Below are 16,695 nucleotides of genomic sequence, written 5' to 3'. Positions count from 1 at the left end.
TTCGTGCAATCCGACCTGGCCTCGATTTGTAACACTTGATGACCTGTCGCCGCCAATGCGCGGACAAGATCATTCAGACGCTTGCTGGCGCTCCCCGGATCACATTCAAGGCAAATAATAAGCAAACGTTGTGTGAATACAGCTATTGCGCTATCGGGCAAGTGTCTTTGCCAGCCCGATTGCCTTGGGCAGTGTATCGCCGGCGACGGATTTCAGTCTGAACAGAGACAAGATTCATGCTGCTGATGAGGCCCGGACGATTATTTGCCTGCGGCACTTTAACTGCTAACGTCCGCCCAGACCTATGCAGGGAAAAAGGATAAAAATAATGCAAGCTGACTTCTGGGATGACAAGCGTCCGGCGGGTGTCGACGCCGAGGTGGATCTGCAGACCTACCAATCGGTCGTCGATGTGTTCGAGCGCTGCTGCAGGAAATTCGCCGACCGACCTGCGTTCAGCAACATGGGCGTGACGCTGACCTACGCGGAGCTCGAGCGTCACTCTGCCGCCTTCGCCGCGTATTTGCAGCAGCACACGCAACTGGTGCCGGGTGACCGCATTGCCGTACAGATGCCCAATATCCTGCAGTATCCGATCGCCGTATTCGGTGCGATGCGTGCCGGTCTGACGGTGGTCAATACCAACCCGCTGTACACCGCGCGCGAGATGCGCCATCAATTCAAGGACTCCGGTGCCCGGGCGCTGGTTTACCTCAACCTGTTCGGCAAGCTGGTGCAGGAAGTGCTGCCGGACACGGCCATCGAATACCTGATCGAAGTGAAAATGGGCGACATGCAGTCGGCGGCCAAGGGCTGGCTGGTCAATACCATCGTCGACAAGGTCAAGAAGATGGTCCCTGAATTCCATCTGCCTCAGGCCGTCGGCTTCAAGCGGGCGCTGCGCCTGGGGCGTGACAGCCGCATGCAGGTCGTACCGCGAGGTCTGCAGGATGTTGCCGTTCTGCAGTACACCGGTGGCACCACGGGGCTGGCCAAGGGCGCGATGCTCACCCATGGCAATCTGGTCGCCAACATGCAGCAGGTCTACGCCTGCATGCGTCAGCAAGGGCCGCAAGGCGGATCGCTGTTTGAAGAAGGCAAAGAGGTGATGATCGCGCCGCTGCCGCTCTATCACATCTACGCGTTCACGGCGAACTGCATGTGCATGATGATCAGCGGCAATCACAACATCCTGATCACCAATCCTCGCGATATCGGCGGCTTCATCAAGGAACTGGGCAAGTGGCAGTTCACTGCCATGATCGGCCTCAACACACTGTTCGTGGCGCTCATGAACCATCCGGAATTCAAAAAACTGGATTTCTCGGCGCTGAAAAGCACCAACTCCGGCGGCACTGCACTGGTCAAGGCCACGGCCGAGCGCTGGGCGCAGATCACCGGCTGCACGATCGTCGAAGGTTACGGCCTGACCGAGACGTCGCCTGTTGCCAGTGCCAATCCCTACGGCGCGCTGGCGCGTCTGGGAACCGTGGGCATTCCCGTGCCCGGCACCGCCATGAAAGTCATCGATGACAATGGCGTCGAGTTGCCTTTCGGCGAGCGTGGCGAGCTGTGCATCAAGGGGCCGCAGGTCATGAAAGGCTACTGGAACCAGCCTGATGCCACGGCCGAGTGCCTGGATGCCGAAGGCTGGTTCAAGACCGGTGATATTGCCGTGATTGGCGCTGACGGGTTTGTCAGTATCGTCGACCGCAAGAAAGACCTGATCATCGTGTCCGGTTTCAACGTCTACCCCAACGAAATCGAAGACGTGGTCATGGCTCATCCGAAAGTCGCCAACTGCGCCTGTATCGGCGTGCCGGACGAGCGCTCGGGGGAGGCTGTGAAGCTGTTCGTGGTGGCGCGAGACCCGGGGCTGAGCATTGAAGAGCTCAAGGCCTTCTGCAAAGAGAATTTCACCGGCTACAAGGTGCCCAGGCAGATCGTTCTGCGTGATTCATTGCCGATGACCCCGGTGGGCAAGATTCTGCGCCGCGAGCTTCGTGACATCGCCTGACCCTTTAATCGTCTCCATCTGTGTACCTGGCCCCGTTCGCAGACCGCTGCAAACGGGGTCGATTTTTTTCGGAAACAGGCGATTATGCTGACTGGCCGCTCTGGTCCGGTGCTTTTGAGGCAGTGATGAGGTTTTTATTAAATGCATTAAAAGTGACCAGATGTGATTTTCTGGTCTTATTGGTGACTGTGCGGCCTGCTTCTGCCTCTAGTCGACGTTTGGCAAAGCTGCTACTCTCGGCGCGCTTTTTGATCAGTCATAAAGCGGAAAAAGCGTCTACTGCATAATTCCAAGCACAAGAAAATCATCGCTTCAGGCGATGTGAAGAATTCGCTATCGCTACGGAGCCGACTGAATGATTGATAACTTCTGGAAGGACAAGTACCCGTCCGGTATCCCTGCCGATATCAACCCCGACGAGTACCCTAACGTCCAGGCGGTCCTGAAGCAGTCCTGCCAGCGCTTCGCCGACAAGCCGGCGTTCAGCAATCTGGGCAAGACCATCACCTACGGTGAGCTGTATGAGCTGTCCGGCGCGTTTGCCGCCTGGATTCAGCAACATACCGACCTGCAGCCGGGCGACCGTATCGCCGTGCAGCTCCCCAACGTATTGCAGTACCCGATTGCCGTCTTCGGTGCGATTCGCGCCGGGCTGATCGTGGTCAACACCAACCCGCTGTACACCGCGCGGGAAATGGAACACCAGTTCAATGACTCCGGTGCCAAGGCGCTGGTGTGTCTGGCAAACATGGCCCATCTGGCCGAGAAGGTCGTACCCAGGACGCAGATCAGGCAGGTGATTGTCACCGAAGTGGCCGACATGCTGTCACCGTTCAAGCGCTTGCTGATCAACAGCGTCATCAAGTACGTGAAGAAAATGGTTCCGGCCTATCACTTGCCCAAGGCCATCAAATTCAACGATGTGCTGGGCAAGGGCCGTGGTCAGCCAGTGACCGACGTGTCGCCCGGCAGCGTCGACGTTGCCGTGCTGCAGTACACCGGCGGCACCACCGGGGTGGCCAAGGGGGCAATGCTGACGCACCGCAACCTGATCGCCAACATGCTGCAATGCCGGGCGCTGATGGCGTCCAACCTGGACGAAGGCTGTGAAATCATCATCACGCCGCTGCCGCTGTATCACATCTACGCCTTCACCTTTCATTGCATGGCGATGATGCTGCTTGGCAATCACAACATCCTGATCAGCAACCCGCGTGACCTGCCGGCCATGGTCAAGGAACTTTCGAAATGGAAGTTCAGCGGCTTTGTCGGTCTTAACACGCTGTTCGTGGCCCTGTGCAATAGCGACGGCTTCCGCAACCTCGATTTCTCGGCGTTGAAAGTCACCTTGTCCGGCGGCATGGCCTTGCAGCAGGCCGCCGCCGAGCGCTGGAAGCAGGTGACGGGCTGCCAGGTCTGCGAAGGCTATGGCATGACCGAGACCAGTCCGGTGGCCACGGTCAATCCTTCTCAGTACGTGCAGATGGGCAGCATCGGCATTCCCGTGCCGTCGACCCTGTGCAAGGTCATCGACGATGCGGGCAATGAGCTGGCATTCGGTGAAACCGGCGAGCTGTGCATCAAGGGGCCGCAGGTCATGAAAGGCTACTGGCAGCGCCAGGAAGCGACCGATGAAATGATCGACAGCGAAGGCTGGCTGAAGACCGGCGACATCGCGATCATCCAGCCTGACGGCTACATCCGGATTGTCGATCGCAAGAAAGATATGATCCTGATCTCCGGTTTCAATGTGTACCCCAACGAACTGGAAGACGTACTGGCGACACTTCCCGGCGTGCTTCAGTGCGCGGCGATCGGCGTCCCGGACGAGAAGTCGGGCGAGACCATCAAGGTCTTCGTGGTGGCCAAACCCGGCGTTACCCTGACCAAGGAACAGGTCATGGCGCACATGCGCGCCAACCTGACCGGCTACAAAGTGCCGCGCAGCGTCGAATTCCGCGACGTGCTGCCAACCACCAACGTCGGCAAGATCCTGCGTCGCGAGCTGCGTGATGAGGAATTGAAGAAACTGGGTGTGAAGAAGTAAGAGCAGGCCCGAAACCGGATTGACGTTCATTCTCACGCCAGGCGCTCATCGTTATATAAAAATCTCGATGAGTGCAGAGCAGGGCTTTTGTAGGAGCGAACTTGTTCGCGAAGACGGTGCGTCCATGCGATGCATTTTCAGCGATTGGACTGACCCTTTCAGATCGCGATAGCGCTCGCCCCATGCATAGCCACGAGAAGTGTTCTCCCGGACACCTCTCGTTCCTCACGCTCCGCATGTGAATGCCTTTCCTGACGCTCTGCGTCCTGTCCGAGCGTGTTGCAGGATGCCGATGTGTAATGCAGATGCACTGCACCTCAAGGGCCAAGCCTGCCTTTGGCCGAATCATAAATATTCCCGCGCTCGCGCTTGCCTACCGCAACGACGGTTACCACTACCCTATCTTCCTCGACTCGATAGACGAGTCGGTATCCTGCACTGCGCAGTTTGATTTTGTAATGATCTGGCATGCCATGAAGCGCATCGCCTGGAATTCTTGGTAGTCCGAGTCGTTCGAGAAGCTTTTCTTGAGCTGAGCACGGATGGTATGGCCCAGTTTTTCCCACTCCTTCAAGGCCGAGGGCAGAAATTCAAGCTTAAAGGTCATCTATATCTACCGACACCGGCTTTTCATGTTGGCGAGATTTGATCAGCTCGGCCAGATCAAGGTCATCAAGCCTCTCCATCATTGCTTCAAACACCTCGGCAGGGACCATGTAGCCCATGACTTTATTGTGATTAAGGACGGCCACAGGTAAACCATGAGCGCCACTCAGGACCGCTGACGGATTTTTCTTGAGTTCAGAGACGCTGACCGCGACATCTGCAAGGATGCTTTGCATGATTTAGGACTCCAGTTAGTGCTCTATTTTGGTCTTTTTTGATGCGCTGGTGCAAGAGAGAAGATGCTGCGTCGTTGCCGTCATAGACCGCCCAATCCTCAGACCATCGTCACGACCCACCGCAATCTGCGACAATCCGCATCTGCCATTTGAAAAAAGACCCTGCGCGCCTGATGACCGACGAATCGCCCTCTATCGACCAACTTCTGAAAAACCTCGACCACGCGATGATCAGCGAACGTCATCGTCTGCGCCGTCAGTTGCACGATCTGCGCAAAAAACCCGACGAGGCGAAGCTGGCGCAGTGGGTTGCGCGGGTGCAGGCATCCTGCGCGCAGGTCACGGCGCGGCGCGAGAGTGTGCCGGCGATCCGTTATGACGATAACCTGCCCATCGCGGCCAAGCGTGACGAGATCAAGGAGGCGCTGCTCAAGCACCAGGTGCTGATCATTGCCGGCGAGACCGGCTCCGGGAAAACCACCCAGTTGCCGAAGATCTGCCTGGAAATCGGTCGCGGTCAGCACGGTCTGATCGGTCATACCCAGCCGCGCCGGATCGCTGCGCGCAGCGTGGCCAGCCGGGTTGCCGAGGAAATCGGCACGCCCCTCGGTGCGCTGGTCGGCTATCAAGTGCGTTTCGAGGACCAGAGCGACAGCAACACCCTGATCAAGCTGATGACCGACGGGATTCTGCTGGCCGAAACCCAGCACGACCGCTTTCTTGAGCGCTACGACACGATCATCGTCGACGAAGCCCACGAACGCAGCCTGAACATCGATTTCCTGCTGGGTTACCTGAAAACCCTGCTGCCGCGCCGTCCGGACCTGAAGGTCATCATCACCTCCGCGACCATCGACCTGCAGCGCTTTTCCGAGCACTTCAACGATGCGCCAGTGATCGAAGTGTCCGGGCGTACCTTCCCCGTGGACGTCTGGTATCGACCGCTGACCAGCGAGCAGGACGAAGACGGCAACAGCGTCGAAGAGGACCTGACCGTCGATCAGGCGATTCTGGCCACGCTGGACGAACTGGCGGCCTTTGAGCGCAGCGAGCGCAAGAGCCCGGGTGATGTGTTGGTGTTCCTGCCCGGCGAGCGCGAGATCCGTGATGCCGCCGAGGTGCTGCGCAAGGCGCAACTCAAGCACACCGAGATTCTGCCGCTCTACGCGCGCCTCTCGCCGGCCGAGCAGCAGCGTATCTTTCAATCGCATCCCGGTCGGCGTGTGGTGCTGGCTACCAACGTCGCTGAAACTTCGCTGACCGTGCCGGGCATCCGCTATGTGATCGACACCGGTACGGCGCGCATCAGTCGCTACAGCTATCGCGCCAAGGTCCAGCGCCTGCCGATCGAGGCGGTGTCGCAGGCCAGTGCCAACCAGCGCAAGGGCCGTTGCGGGCGGGTCGAGCCCGGCCTGTGTGTGCGTCTCTATAGCGAAGAGGATTTCAACGGTCGGCCGGAGTTTACCGACCCCGAGATCCTGCGCACCAACCTGGCCGCAGTCATCCTGCAGATGCTGCACTTGCGCCTGGGCGAGATCACCGACTTCCCGTTCATCGAGCCGCCGGACGGCAAGGCAATCAGCGACGGCTTCAACCTGTTGCAGGAGCTTTCGGCGGTCAATCGCGAAAATCAGCTGACCCCGCTGGGCCGCCAACTGGCGCGTCTGCCGGTTGACCCGCGTATGGGTCGCATGCTGCTGGAAGCGGCGAAGCAGGGCAGTCTGCAGGAAGTGCTGATCTTCGCCAGCGCCATGTCGGTACAGGACGTGCGCGAGCGCCCGCCCGAGCGTCAGCAGGCTGCGGATCAGGCCCACGCGCAATGGAAGGACGCCGACTCGGACTTCGCCGGGATGGTCAATCTATGGCGCGGCTTCGAAGAGCAGCGCCAGACCCTGACCGCCAGCCCGCTGCGTAACTGGTGCCGGCGCAATTTTCTGAATTACCTGCGCCTGCGTGAATGGCGCGATTCCCATCGGCAATTGAGCCTGATCTGTCGCGACCTGCAACTGACGGTCAACAAGGAGCCGGCCGATTACCCGAAATTCCACAAGGCCATTCTTTCCGGCCTGTTGAGCCAGATCGGGCAAAAGACTGACGAGGGCGATTACCTGGGCGCACGGCAACGGCGCTTCTGGATTCACCCGTCCTCCGGGTTGGGCAAGAAGCGTCCGCAGTGGTTGATGACCGCCGAATTGGTAGAGACCACCAAACTGTACGCGCGCATGGTTGCCAAGATCGATTCGGACTGGATCGAGCCGCTGGCCGGCCATCTGATCAAGAAAAATCACTTCGAGCCGCACTGGGAGAAGAAGCGCGGACAGGTCGTGGCGTTCGAACAGATCACGCTGTTCGGCCTGATCGTGGTGGGCCGTCGCCCGGTGCATTTCGGGCCGATCGACCCGGTGGTTTCGCGCGAGCTGTTCATTCGTGAAGGCCTGGTGCGTGGCGATATCCTGTCGCGGGCCAAGTGCCTGAGCGCCAATACCCGTTTGCTGGAACAGCTCGACGAACTGGAAGCCAAGGCTCGGCGTCGCGATATTCTGGCTGACGAAGACACCTTGTACAGCTTCTATGAAGCACGTATTCCGGCCGAGATTCATCAGACGGCCACGTTCGACAGCTGGTACAAGACCGAAAGCCAGAAGAATCCGCAGCTGCTGATCATGCGCGAAGAGGACGTGCTGGCCCGTGAGGCCAGCGAAGTCACCGCCGCGCAATATCCGGACACCTTGCGTCTGGGCGACCTGAGCCTGTCGCTGAGCTACCACTTCGAACCCAATCACCCGCGTGACGGCGTGACCTTGCGTGTTCCCGCGCCGTTGTTGCTGTCGCTGCCTGCCGAGCGTCTTGAGTGGCTGGTGCCGGGGTTGCTCGAGAGCAAATGCATCGCGCTGGTCCGCAACCTGCCCAAGGCGGTGCGCAAGAACTTCGTGCCGGTCCCGGATTTCATCAAGGCGGCGTTGCAGCGCATCACCTTCGGCGAGGGCTCGTTGCCTCAGGCGCTGGGCCGTGAACTGCTGCGCATGACCGGCGTGCGGGTCAGCGACGAGGCCTGGACCGAGGCGGCGCAGCAGCTTGAAGGCCACCTGAAGATGAACCTGGAAATCGTCGATGGCGGCGGCAAGTTTCTCGGTGAGGGACGTGATCTGGCCGAGCTGACCGCGCGCTTCGCCGAGGCGAGCCAGGCCGCGCTGGCCGTGCCGCAAACCGCGAAGAGCCAGCAACCGGTGCAGGCCAAGGCCTTTGCAGCAGTGGCGCAGAAAACCCAGCAGAACATCGCCGGGCTGTCGATGACGGTTTATCCGGCGCTGGTCGAAGAGGGCGGCGCGGTCAAGGAAGGCCGCTTCTCGACCCAGGCCGAGGCCGAGTATCAGCATCGTCGTGCCTTGCAGCGTTTGCTGTTGCAGCAGCTGGCCGAACCCGCCAGGTTTCTGCGCAACAAATTGCCGGGGCAGACCGAGCTGGCCTTGCTGCATCGCGAACTGGGGCGCATCGATGCGTTGATCGAAGACATCCTGCTGGCCAGTCTCGACAGTTGCGTGCTGGAAGGTGAGGCCGAATTGCCGCGCGACGGTGCCGGTCTGCTGTCACTGGCTGAACGCAAGCGCGCCGACTGGACCGAGCATGCCGAGCGGCTCGCGAAGCTGACGCTGGAAATCCTCAAGCTGTGGCACGGTCTGCAAAAGCGCTTCAAAGGCAAGATCGACCTGTCCCAGGCCGTTGCACTCAACGACATCAAGGCGCAACTGAGCAAGCTGGTGTACCCCGGATTCGTTCGCGAGACCCCGGCGGTATGGCTCAAGGAACTGCCGCGTTACCTCAAGGCCATCGAGATGCGTCTGGAAAAACTCCCGGCTCAGGTGCAGAAGGATCGGGTGTGGAGCATCGAGCTTGCAGGTCTGTGGGCGCAATACCAGGCGCGCGCCGACAAGCACGCTCAAGAGGGCAAGCGCGACCCGGAACTGGCCCTGTACCGCTGGTGGATGGAGGAATACCGCGTCTCGCTGTTCGCCCAGCAACTGGGCACAAAAATGCCGGTGTCGGACAAACGGTTGAGCAAGCAGTGGAGTCAGGTGGAGAGCTGATCCGCGGCTTCACGCCGCGAAGTAAAGGGCGCCTGTCGTGCCTATATTCATTGGCCCGATAGCGCCAAAACCGGGCTCTGTGGCACACTCCGCGCCTGTCTTCACCGTGTCATGAAATGCTGCTGCCTGTTGCGGGCAGCTTTTACAGTCGCACGGGTACGTCGGTCCGGAAAACAGTGGGCCTTCAGTTGCCGTGCCTGAGCAGGTCATTACCTGCAACCAATAAGAGAGGAACGACCGTGCACAACGTCGTCATCAGCGGCACAGGCCTGTTTACCCCGGCCAACAGCATCTCCAACGAAGAGCTGGTGCAGTCTTTCAATGCCTATGTTGCACAGTTCAACAGCGATAACGCCGCCGCTATCGAACGTGGCGAAGTGCAGGCACTGAGTGAATCCAGCGCCGCTTTCATCGAGAAGGCTTCGGGTATCAAAAGCCGTTTCGTCATGGACAAGCAGGGCATTCTCGATCCGCAGCGCATGAAGCCCAACCTGCCGGAGCGCAGCAATGACGAGTGGTCGATCCTCTGTGAGATGGGTGTAGCTGCCGCCAGACAGGCGCTGCAACGCGCCGGCAAAACCGCAGCCGACATCGACGGTGTAATCGTTGCCTGCTCCAACCTGCAGCGGGCCTACCCGGCGGTCTCCATCGAGATTCAGCAGGCGCTGGGTGTCGCCGGATACGGGTTTGACATGAACGTGGCCTGTTCCTCGGCCACCTTCGGCATTCAGGCAGCCTGTAACAGCGTGCAACTGGGGCAGGCCCGCGCCTTGCTGGTGATCAGCCCGGAAATCTGCACCGCGCACCTTAATTTCCGGGATCGTGACAGCCACTTCATCTTTGGTGACGGCGCCACGGCGGTGGTGGTCGAGCGCGCCGACCTTGCCACGTCGCCTTATCAGTTCGATATCGTCAGCACCCGTTTGCTGACCCAGTTTTCCAACAACATCCGCAACAATTTCGGCTTCCTCAACCGTACCTCGGACGAGGGCCAGAACGCGCCGGACAAGCTGTTCGTGCAGGAAGGCCGCAAGGTCTTCCGCGAAGTGTGCCCGATGGTCGCCGAACTGGTCGCTGCGCATTTGCAGGACAACAGCATCAACATCACCGACGTCAAACGCTTCTGGCTGCATCAGGCCAACCTGAGCATGAACCATCTGATCGTCAAGAAGCTGCTGGGCCGCGACGCCACGGTCGAAGAAGCGCCGGTGATTCTCGACACCTACGGCAATACCAGCTCCGCGGGTTCGGTGATTGCGTTTCACACCTACCAGGATGACTTGCCGCAAGGCGCGCTGGCGGTACTCAGTTCGTTCGGCGCCGGTTACTCGATCGGCAGCGTGATCCTGCGCAAGCGCTGATCGCGTTCGACGGGTAGCGCTCTCGAGACGGGCGCTACCTGTCATATCCCGTTATGTCATGTGCAGGCCGTTGGGTCTTTATCGTATTGGCTATTCACAAAGCCATTAGCGGTATCGACCATGTTCACCTTCAGATACAACCCTTTTGAAACCATAGAATCGTCCGTTGCACACGCCTCTGTAACGCCCCGACCACAGGATTGCGCCCCGTTCGAAGCGGAGCACGTCAACAGCGAATTCATCAGGCTCAACTTGCCAGACTGGTATGTGGGTGCGCCCACGGTATTGCGCCAGACACTGCATGCCAGCCAGCAAAGCGCACGGCGTTACGCGCAGGCGCTGGAGCCAGTGCGCGCCCGCCTGTTATCGGCGCAGCAATTTGCAGCCCCCTTGCTGTCGAAAGCGTTTGTCGAACGTTTCCAGCTCGACCTCGACGTTGAAGCCTTTCAACTGATGACCTGGCGCTACGACAGCACCTGGAACCCGGCTCCGCTCGAGCAGACTTTGCTTCAGGCAGCCTTGCAGAACTTCGCTCCGAGCAACAGAAGCCGCTTCGATCCCTACTCGGCAATCCTGCGTACAGGGGGCCTGCGTTACTGGCTGATCGACAGCGCCGAACGCCGCTACAAGGTCGAATACCGGGACCGTCAGGCGATCGATCTTGAGCAGTTCGCTGATTTTTGCCATGAACTGGATCTGGGCCGTCAGTATCAGACCCACCTGGACAGCGTGTTCAAGCCGCCAGGCCCGGCTGCGCAAGCGGTTGCCAGCGCGTTCATGGACAGCGAGCGGGCCGCCGTCGAGGTGCTTGCGCATATCGCCATGATGAAAGGCGATATCACTGACGCGGCGTACCAGACCCTGCTGGACATGGTGAAGTCCGTTGACCAGCCACGCTGGGATGGCAAGGGCGTGCGCTATTGCCAGTTGCACATGCTCGATACCTACACGTTTTCAGGCTCGCTGTTACAGGGTGCCTTATTGATACAGCAGGACGGCGCCAAGCCCGATGACGGTCCTTGTCTGGTCTACCTGCCTGCCGAGCCTGCGCATCCGGTCAAGCAGTTTGCGTCGCTGCGGGCCTTCAACGCCTGGCTGGTGACGGCGTTGGACAGCAGGCACTATCGACGCTACTTCAGTCGTTTCGTCAGTCTCGGCCAGGCTCCGGTATTTTTTGCCAAACTGGATGCGCGGCTGTATCCCGCCGGGGACCGCACGCTGGACCCCGACGCCGACCTGGTCGTGCAGGCACAGCCATTCTCGAAGCCACCGTTCGAGCGGCTGTACGAGCAGTTGCTGGCCAAAACCTATGACGACTCAAAAGTAATCGCGGTGCCATCCGCACAGGTCGACCAGCAGGCTCACGATGCACTGATCGAAAGCCTTGAAAACAACGGCATGAACCTGCTCAACGTGGCCGGGTTCTTTGTGCCGGTGCTGGGTGAAATCATGTCCGTGGTCGCCCTTTATCAGCTTGCCAGCGAAGCGTTCGTTGCTTACGAAGACTGGACGCACGATGAAGTCGAAGACGCCATGCAACATGTCTACGACATCGGCGAAAACGTTGCACAGATGCTGGTGGCAGGCGGCGTCGTGGCTGCGGTGAACGGGCTGCAACCCTCGATGTTCATCGAAAGTCTGGTGCAAAGGCGTGTCGATGGGGCGGTGCGCCTCGGCAAGCCGAGCATCGATGCCTATGCCCATACGGTCTCCCTGCCCGACAACCTGAGCAGCAACGCCCTTGGGCTTTATGAGCACGACGGCAAGACCTGGCTGCCACTGGACGGCAAACTGTATTGCGTCGAGTCCGATGCAGACGGCAGCCAATGGCGCGTCAGGCATCCGGTGAATGAGCGTTCGTACGCGCCAAGGCTCAAGCACAACGGTGCTGGCGCATGGCGCCATGAATGGGAAAACCCCATGGGGTGGGACGAGGTAACGGCGTTCAGGCGCCTGAACCCGACGTGTCATGCGCTGCCGGAAGAAGACATTCACAAAGTCCTGCACATTACCGGCGCCAACGAGGCCTTGCTGCGTCAGATACATGTCGAAAACCTCCGGCCTCCGGCCTTGCTGAAAGACGCCATTCAGCGCGTTGCAACAGAACGGCAGTTGCACGTCTGTATCGAAGCCCTGAAGGCCGATGATGTGCCGCAGGTTCATGTTGCTCATCTTGGGCCGTGGCTGAAACTGCTGGTGTCGTCACCACGCTGGCATGAGACCCGCGGCCTGTTACTGCTCGACGCGCAAGGGGCGCTGCTGGAAGCGTGGAACGCGGGATCGCAGATGACGCTGTCGTCCCATGTCGCCGGGCCGACCGGGCACCTCAGTCAGGTGCTTGGCCAATTGCTGGAAAGTCTGCCCGCCGATGAAGTCACTCGCCTGACCGGGAGCGACAGTGCCGACAAGGTCGTTCAACTGCGCGGCTTCAAACGCTATCTGGCCGGTTACGCTCAGACGCATGTGGGACGCCTGCTGGATGACGTTCAACTGCTCGAAGGTCGCAGCGACGACCCGCATGTGCAACTGATACAGCGCGACTTCGGCAGCTTGCCGAGCAGCGTGGCGCTCGAACTTATCGGCATGGCCAGCGATGCAGACAAAGCGCGAATGACCACGGAAAAACGCATTCCTCTGGCGCTGGCCGAGCATGCCCGCGAGTATCAGCAGCAACTGCGGATAAACCGCGCCACCGAAGGCTTCTATCGGGCGGTAACCGACAATCTGGACACGCAGGCTGCGGCGCTGGGCATGCTGCAGTACCTGCCAGGCTGGCGGGGTGAGGTTTCGATCGATCTGTTGAAGGACTCGCTGGAGGGCGACGAAATCGCCAGTCTCGACAGCGATCAGGCCTCAATGCATCGGCTGCTGGTCAGCACCGAAGCGGGGATCCAGTGTTTCGAACCGTCAGGTGAGCCGCTCGGCGAGGTCGATCAGCAGTTTTTCAGGGCGTTGTTGCAGGCGCTTCCCGAACAGGTACGGCTCGACATTCAGTTACCAGCTGGCGCGGATGAGCCGCAACTGCGCAGTCTGTTGCGCAATACGGCGGTTCAGCGACGTGAGCGGATGGCTGCCGTTCTGCAATTGCAGCCGATCAAGCCGGGTATCAAATGGCCGCAACGCCTGCCCCATGGCCGCATTGGCTATCCCTTGAGTGGACGGTTGCGCGGCTTGTTTCGTCGCCTGGGTATTGGCGCGTCCAGCCACTCGCCGGAGCTTGCCGTGAAAAGTTTATACCCGGACTTTTCCGATGCTCAGGTGGCGAGCTTCCTTGACGAGTTGCGCGCCGAACACACCGGGTCGGCCAGGCAACTGCCCCGGTTCGTCAAGCGAAGGCTGCGCGGTCTTGCTGATGAATTACGCACCCTGCAAAACACTCTGGATGCCTGGATAGCGCAAGCGACGTCCTCGTTGCAGCGCAGGTCAAGGGAGGTCGCGGCGAGGCGCCTTCATGGCTGCTGGAGAAGACTCAGCGTTCACAGCATCAGTCTTCAGGGGGAGTTTTTAGGCTACACGCTTGATCTGGATAACCTGCGAGTAGAGCAAATACCGGATATAACCGCCAGCTTTGGCCATGTGGCTGAGTTGAAAGCGCGGAACATGCAGCTTACCCCTGCACATGTCGATGCATTGCTGAACAACTTCCCTAACCTGCGGTCGTTGGGCCTGGGCTTCAATGAACTGCAATCCCTGCCAGAGTCGATAGGAAGAATGACACTGCTTACAGAGCTGTCGCTCAACCATAACCCCTTGAACTGGACAGCCGCCTGCAACGCCATTTTGCTGAATCTGCGCCGACTGGAGGTTCTTGATCTCAACTATTGTTCGCTTGGATCGCAGGCGCGTCTCACAGCGCTCAACTCGTTACGTATGCTGTTTTTGCGTTCTACAGGCATTGAAACGTTGCCAGTGTGGAATTGGCGCAGGTCTGACTTGATTCGTCTGGATGTGCGCGATAATCGCATCTCGGAAATATCGATCGAGGAGCTTGATAATATCGAGCGCTCGCTCAGTTCCACCCGCCTTCACCTGCATTTGAGTGGCAACCCGTTGACTCCGCCAACGCTGGCTAGCATCAGACTGTTTCTCGAGGGCAGGACGCGGCCGCGGCTGGGTGTCAGCCAGAACCGTTCTCCACTTGAAGCCGGACCTGGCAGTGCCGCCTGGCTTGCAGGTCTGAGCAGTGAGCAGGCGGCTGTGCGTACCAGGCTTTGGCAGGATCTGCGAGCCTGCGCTGGTTCTACGGACTTTTTTCAGATGCTGGGCGACCTGACGTACTCGGCTGATTTTTCAAGTCACCATGAAGCACTGGCCGCAAGAGTCTGGGCAATGATAGACGCGGCCTCGGCAAGTACAGAGTTGCGTCTCCAGTTATTCGATATTGCCGCCCACCCTCAGACCTGTGGCGATGGACTTGCATTGATCTTTGGCGACATGGAAGTACGCGTGCGGGTGTTCTCGATCATGTCGTCCACGCCACACGCCGCGCAGCCACTGGAGTTGTTCAAGATGAGCCGGAGCCTGGACCGTCTGGATCAGGTGGAAAAAATTGCACTGCGCGAGATTGCTCTTCGCCAGCAGCACGGCTACAGGGTAGATGAGGCTGAAGTACGCCTGGCCTACCGTATCGGCCTGCAAGCTCGGCTTGAGCTGCCCGGTCAGCCCCAAACCATGCTGTTCAGCAATATCGCGAAGGTGACCGACGCTGATTTGCAGGATGCGCACAGCGAAATAATCACGCGTGAAAGTACGCGGGCATTTTTCGAGTCGCTGGTCGCCAGGGAATTCTGGATGAGTTATCTGGAAACTCGTTACGCCTCTGATTTCGAACGGGTAAAGAAGCCCTTCAGCGAGCGTCTGACCCTCCTGGATGAGTTGCCGCCAAACCGGCAATCCGATCAACAGTACCTCGAGCAGATTGGCTTGATCTCCAGTGAGCGTGAGCAGGCGCTCAATGATTTCGCGATCACTCTTTCCAGGCAGATTGCCGAGGCGGTGAACATGACGCCTCAATAAGGGATATTCTTCACCCTGTCAGCCTATCGGGGAACCTGCATGCCTGTTCACGTAATCGACAGCCTCGCCACCGTTGCGCCTGCCCAGTGGGATGCGCTGGTACCTGGCAATCAGCCATTCCTGCGGCATGCGTTTCTCAGCTCGCTGGAGGACAGCGGCAGTCTCGGGCCACGATCGGGCTGGCGTGCCGAACATGTGCTGCACTACGAAAACGATCAGTTGGTGGCGGCATTGCCAGCCTACCGAAAGTGGCATTCGTATGGCGAGTACGTGTTCGATCACGCCTGGGCAGACGCCTGCCGTCGCGCCGGCATCGCCTATTACCCCAAGCTGCTGATCGCCGTGCCGTTCAGCCCGGTCGGCGGTTCGCGGATTCTGTCCGCGACGCCTCAGGGTGGCATCGAGTTGCTCGGCGAGCTGCCGGCATACCTGCAACGTGAGGGGCTGTCGAGCGCACACGTGAACTTTACCGATCCGGCGGCCGATGCCTTGCTTGAAACCCAGCCGGGCTGGTTGCAGCGCATCGGTTGCCAGTTTCACTGGCATAACCGGGGTTACCGGGACTTTCAGGACTTTCTTGACGCATTGAGTTCACGCAAGCGCAAACAGATGCGCAAGGAACGTGAACAAGTGGCGGGGCAGGGCATCGAGTTTGAATGGCTCGAGGGCGCGCAGATGAGCGAAGTGCTGTGGGACTTCGTTTATGCGTGCTACTCCAATACCTACGAGGTGCGTGGGCAGGCGCCTTACCTGACGCGTGAGTTCTTCAGCCTGTTGGCCGAGCGCATGCCCGAATCGATCCGTGTGGTCATCGCGCTGCAGGGCTCACGGCCTGTGGCGATGGCCTTCAGCCTGATTGGCGATGACAGTTTCTATGGGCGCTACTGGGGCTGCCTGGCCGAGTTTGACCGGCTGCATTTCGAAACCTGTTTCTATCAAGGTATGGACTATGCCATCGCCCACGGTCTGCAACGATTCGACGCCGGCGCGCAGGGCGAACACAAACTGATCCGCGGCTTCGAACCGCAGATCACCCGTTCGTGGCACTACCTGATGCACCCAGGCCTGAAAGACGCGGTCAGCGAGTTTCTGGAGCAGGAGCGAGTCGGCGTACTGGCCTATGCCGAGGAAGCGCGCAGCGCGCTGCCGTATCGGCAGACGGAGTAACGGCCAGAAGACATTCAGCGACTGCACTGGCCTCTTCGCGAGCAAGCTCGCTCCCACAAGTGCGGTGTACACCTGACCGACAGGTGAGTAGCTACCCAGAAGACATCCAGCGACTGCACTGGCACCTTCGTGAGCAAGCTCACACAACTTCTGTGTACAC

General features: G+C 59.5%; 7 protein-coding genes and 1 pseudogene. 6 read left to right on the top strand and 2 right to left on the bottom strand.

Going from position 1 to position 16,695, the window contains the following annotated elements; genetic code table 11:
- Positions 1 to 328: 328 nt before the first annotated feature.
- Both fadD2 and fadD1 read left to right on the top strand, forming a co-directional pair.
- On the top strand, positions 329 to 2,017 hold the full coding sequence (gene fadD2, locus QRN50_RS24785; RefSeq protein ID WP_024640260.1) for a long-chain-fatty-acid--CoA ligase FadD2: 1,689 nt from the start codon (positions 329 to 331) through the stop codon (positions 2,015 to 2,017).
- 355 nt (positions 2,018 to 2,372) lie between these two features.
- Positions 2,373 to 4,064 (top strand): long-chain-fatty-acid--CoA ligase FadD1, encoded by a 1,692-nt coding sequence (gene fadD1, locus QRN50_RS24780; protein ID WP_011268682.1) that lies wholly within the window; start codon positions 2,373 to 2,375, stop codon positions 4,062 to 4,064.
- Positions 4,065 to 4,381: 317 nt separating this feature from the next.
- On the opposite strand, the pseudogene QRN50_RS24775 reads toward fadD1, so the two are convergent.
- Positions 4,382 to 4,671, bottom strand: a pseudogene (locus QRN50_RS24775) (type II toxin-antitoxin system RelE family toxin).
- A complete protein-coding gene (locus QRN50_RS24770) occupies positions 4,661 to 4,906 on the bottom strand; it encodes a type II toxin-antitoxin system Phd/YefM family antitoxin (protein ID WP_003402372.1) in 246 nt (81 codons plus the stop codon). The pseudogene QRN50_RS24775 and the gene QRN50_RS24770 overlap by 11 nt, the downstream one beginning before the upstream one ends.
- Positions 4,907 to 5,079: 173 nt before the next feature.
- On the opposite strand from QRN50_RS24770, the gene hrpA reads away from it, so the two are divergent.
- The 4 genes from hrpA to QRN50_RS24750 all read left to right on the top strand — a co-directional run bounded on the left by hrpA (position 5,080) and on the right by QRN50_RS24750 (position 16,535).
- A complete protein-coding gene (gene hrpA / locus QRN50_RS24765; RefSeq protein WP_096127403.1) occupies positions 5,080 to 8,991 on the top strand; it encodes an ATP-dependent RNA helicase HrpA in 3,912 nt (1,303 codons plus the stop codon).
- Between the two features lie 239 nt (positions 8,992 to 9,230).
- Positions 9,231 to 10,352 carry a beta-ketoacyl-ACP synthase III gene (locus QRN50_RS24760; RefSeq protein ID WP_011268679.1) on the top strand — a complete coding sequence of 374 codons (1,122 nt, stop codon included), beginning with the start codon at positions 9,231 to 9,233 and terminating at the stop codon, positions 10,350 to 10,352.
- 120 nt (positions 10,353 to 10,472) lie between these two features.
- A complete protein-coding gene (locus tag QRN50_RS24755; RefSeq protein WP_096127397.1) occupies positions 10,473 to 15,368 on the top strand; it encodes an NEL-type E3 ubiquitin ligase domain-containing protein in 4,896 nt (1,631 codons plus the stop codon).
- 39 nt (positions 15,369 to 15,407) lie between these two features.
- Positions 15,408 to 16,535, top strand: a complete 1,128-nt coding sequence (locus tag QRN50_RS24750) for a GNAT family N-acetyltransferase (protein ID WP_024651910.1) — start codon at positions 15,408 to 15,410, stop codon at positions 16,533 to 16,535.
- Positions 16,536 to 16,695: the final 160 nt, after the last annotated feature.

The sequence above is a fragment of the Pseudomonas sp. MEJ108 genome, from assembly GCF_030208985.1.
Lineage (GTDB): Bacteria > Pseudomonadota > Gammaproteobacteria > Pseudomonadales > Pseudomonadaceae > Aquipseudomonas > Aquipseudomonas fragariae.
The sequence above is the reverse complement of the archived record's forward strand: the minus strand, read 5'-3'. Positions and strand labels throughout refer to the sequence as shown.

Bases quoted from the DNA above. Each gene is read 5' to 3' on its own strand.
- fadD2 (WP_024640260.1), top strand. From the start codon at position 329: ATGCAAGCTGACTTCTGGGATGACAAGCGTCCGGCGGGTGTCGACGCC.
- fadD1 (WP_011268682.1), top strand. From the start codon at position 2,373: ATGATTGATAACTTCTGGAAGGACAAGTACCCGTCCGGTATCCCTGCC.
- QRN50_RS24770 (WP_003402372.1), bottom strand. From the start codon at position 4,906: ATGCAAAGCATCCTTGCAGATGTCGCGGTCAGCGTCTCTGAACTCAAG.
- hrpA (WP_096127403.1), top strand. From the start codon at position 5,080: ATGACCGACGAATCGCCCTCTATCGACCAACTTCTGAAAAACCTCGAC.
- QRN50_RS24755 (WP_096127397.1), top strand. From the start codon at position 10,473: ATGTTCACCTTCAGATACAACCCTTTTGAAACCATAGAATCGTCCGTT.
- QRN50_RS24750 (WP_024651910.1), top strand. From the start codon at position 15,408: ATGCCTGTTCACGTAATCGACAGCCTCGCCACCGTTGCGCCTGCCCAG.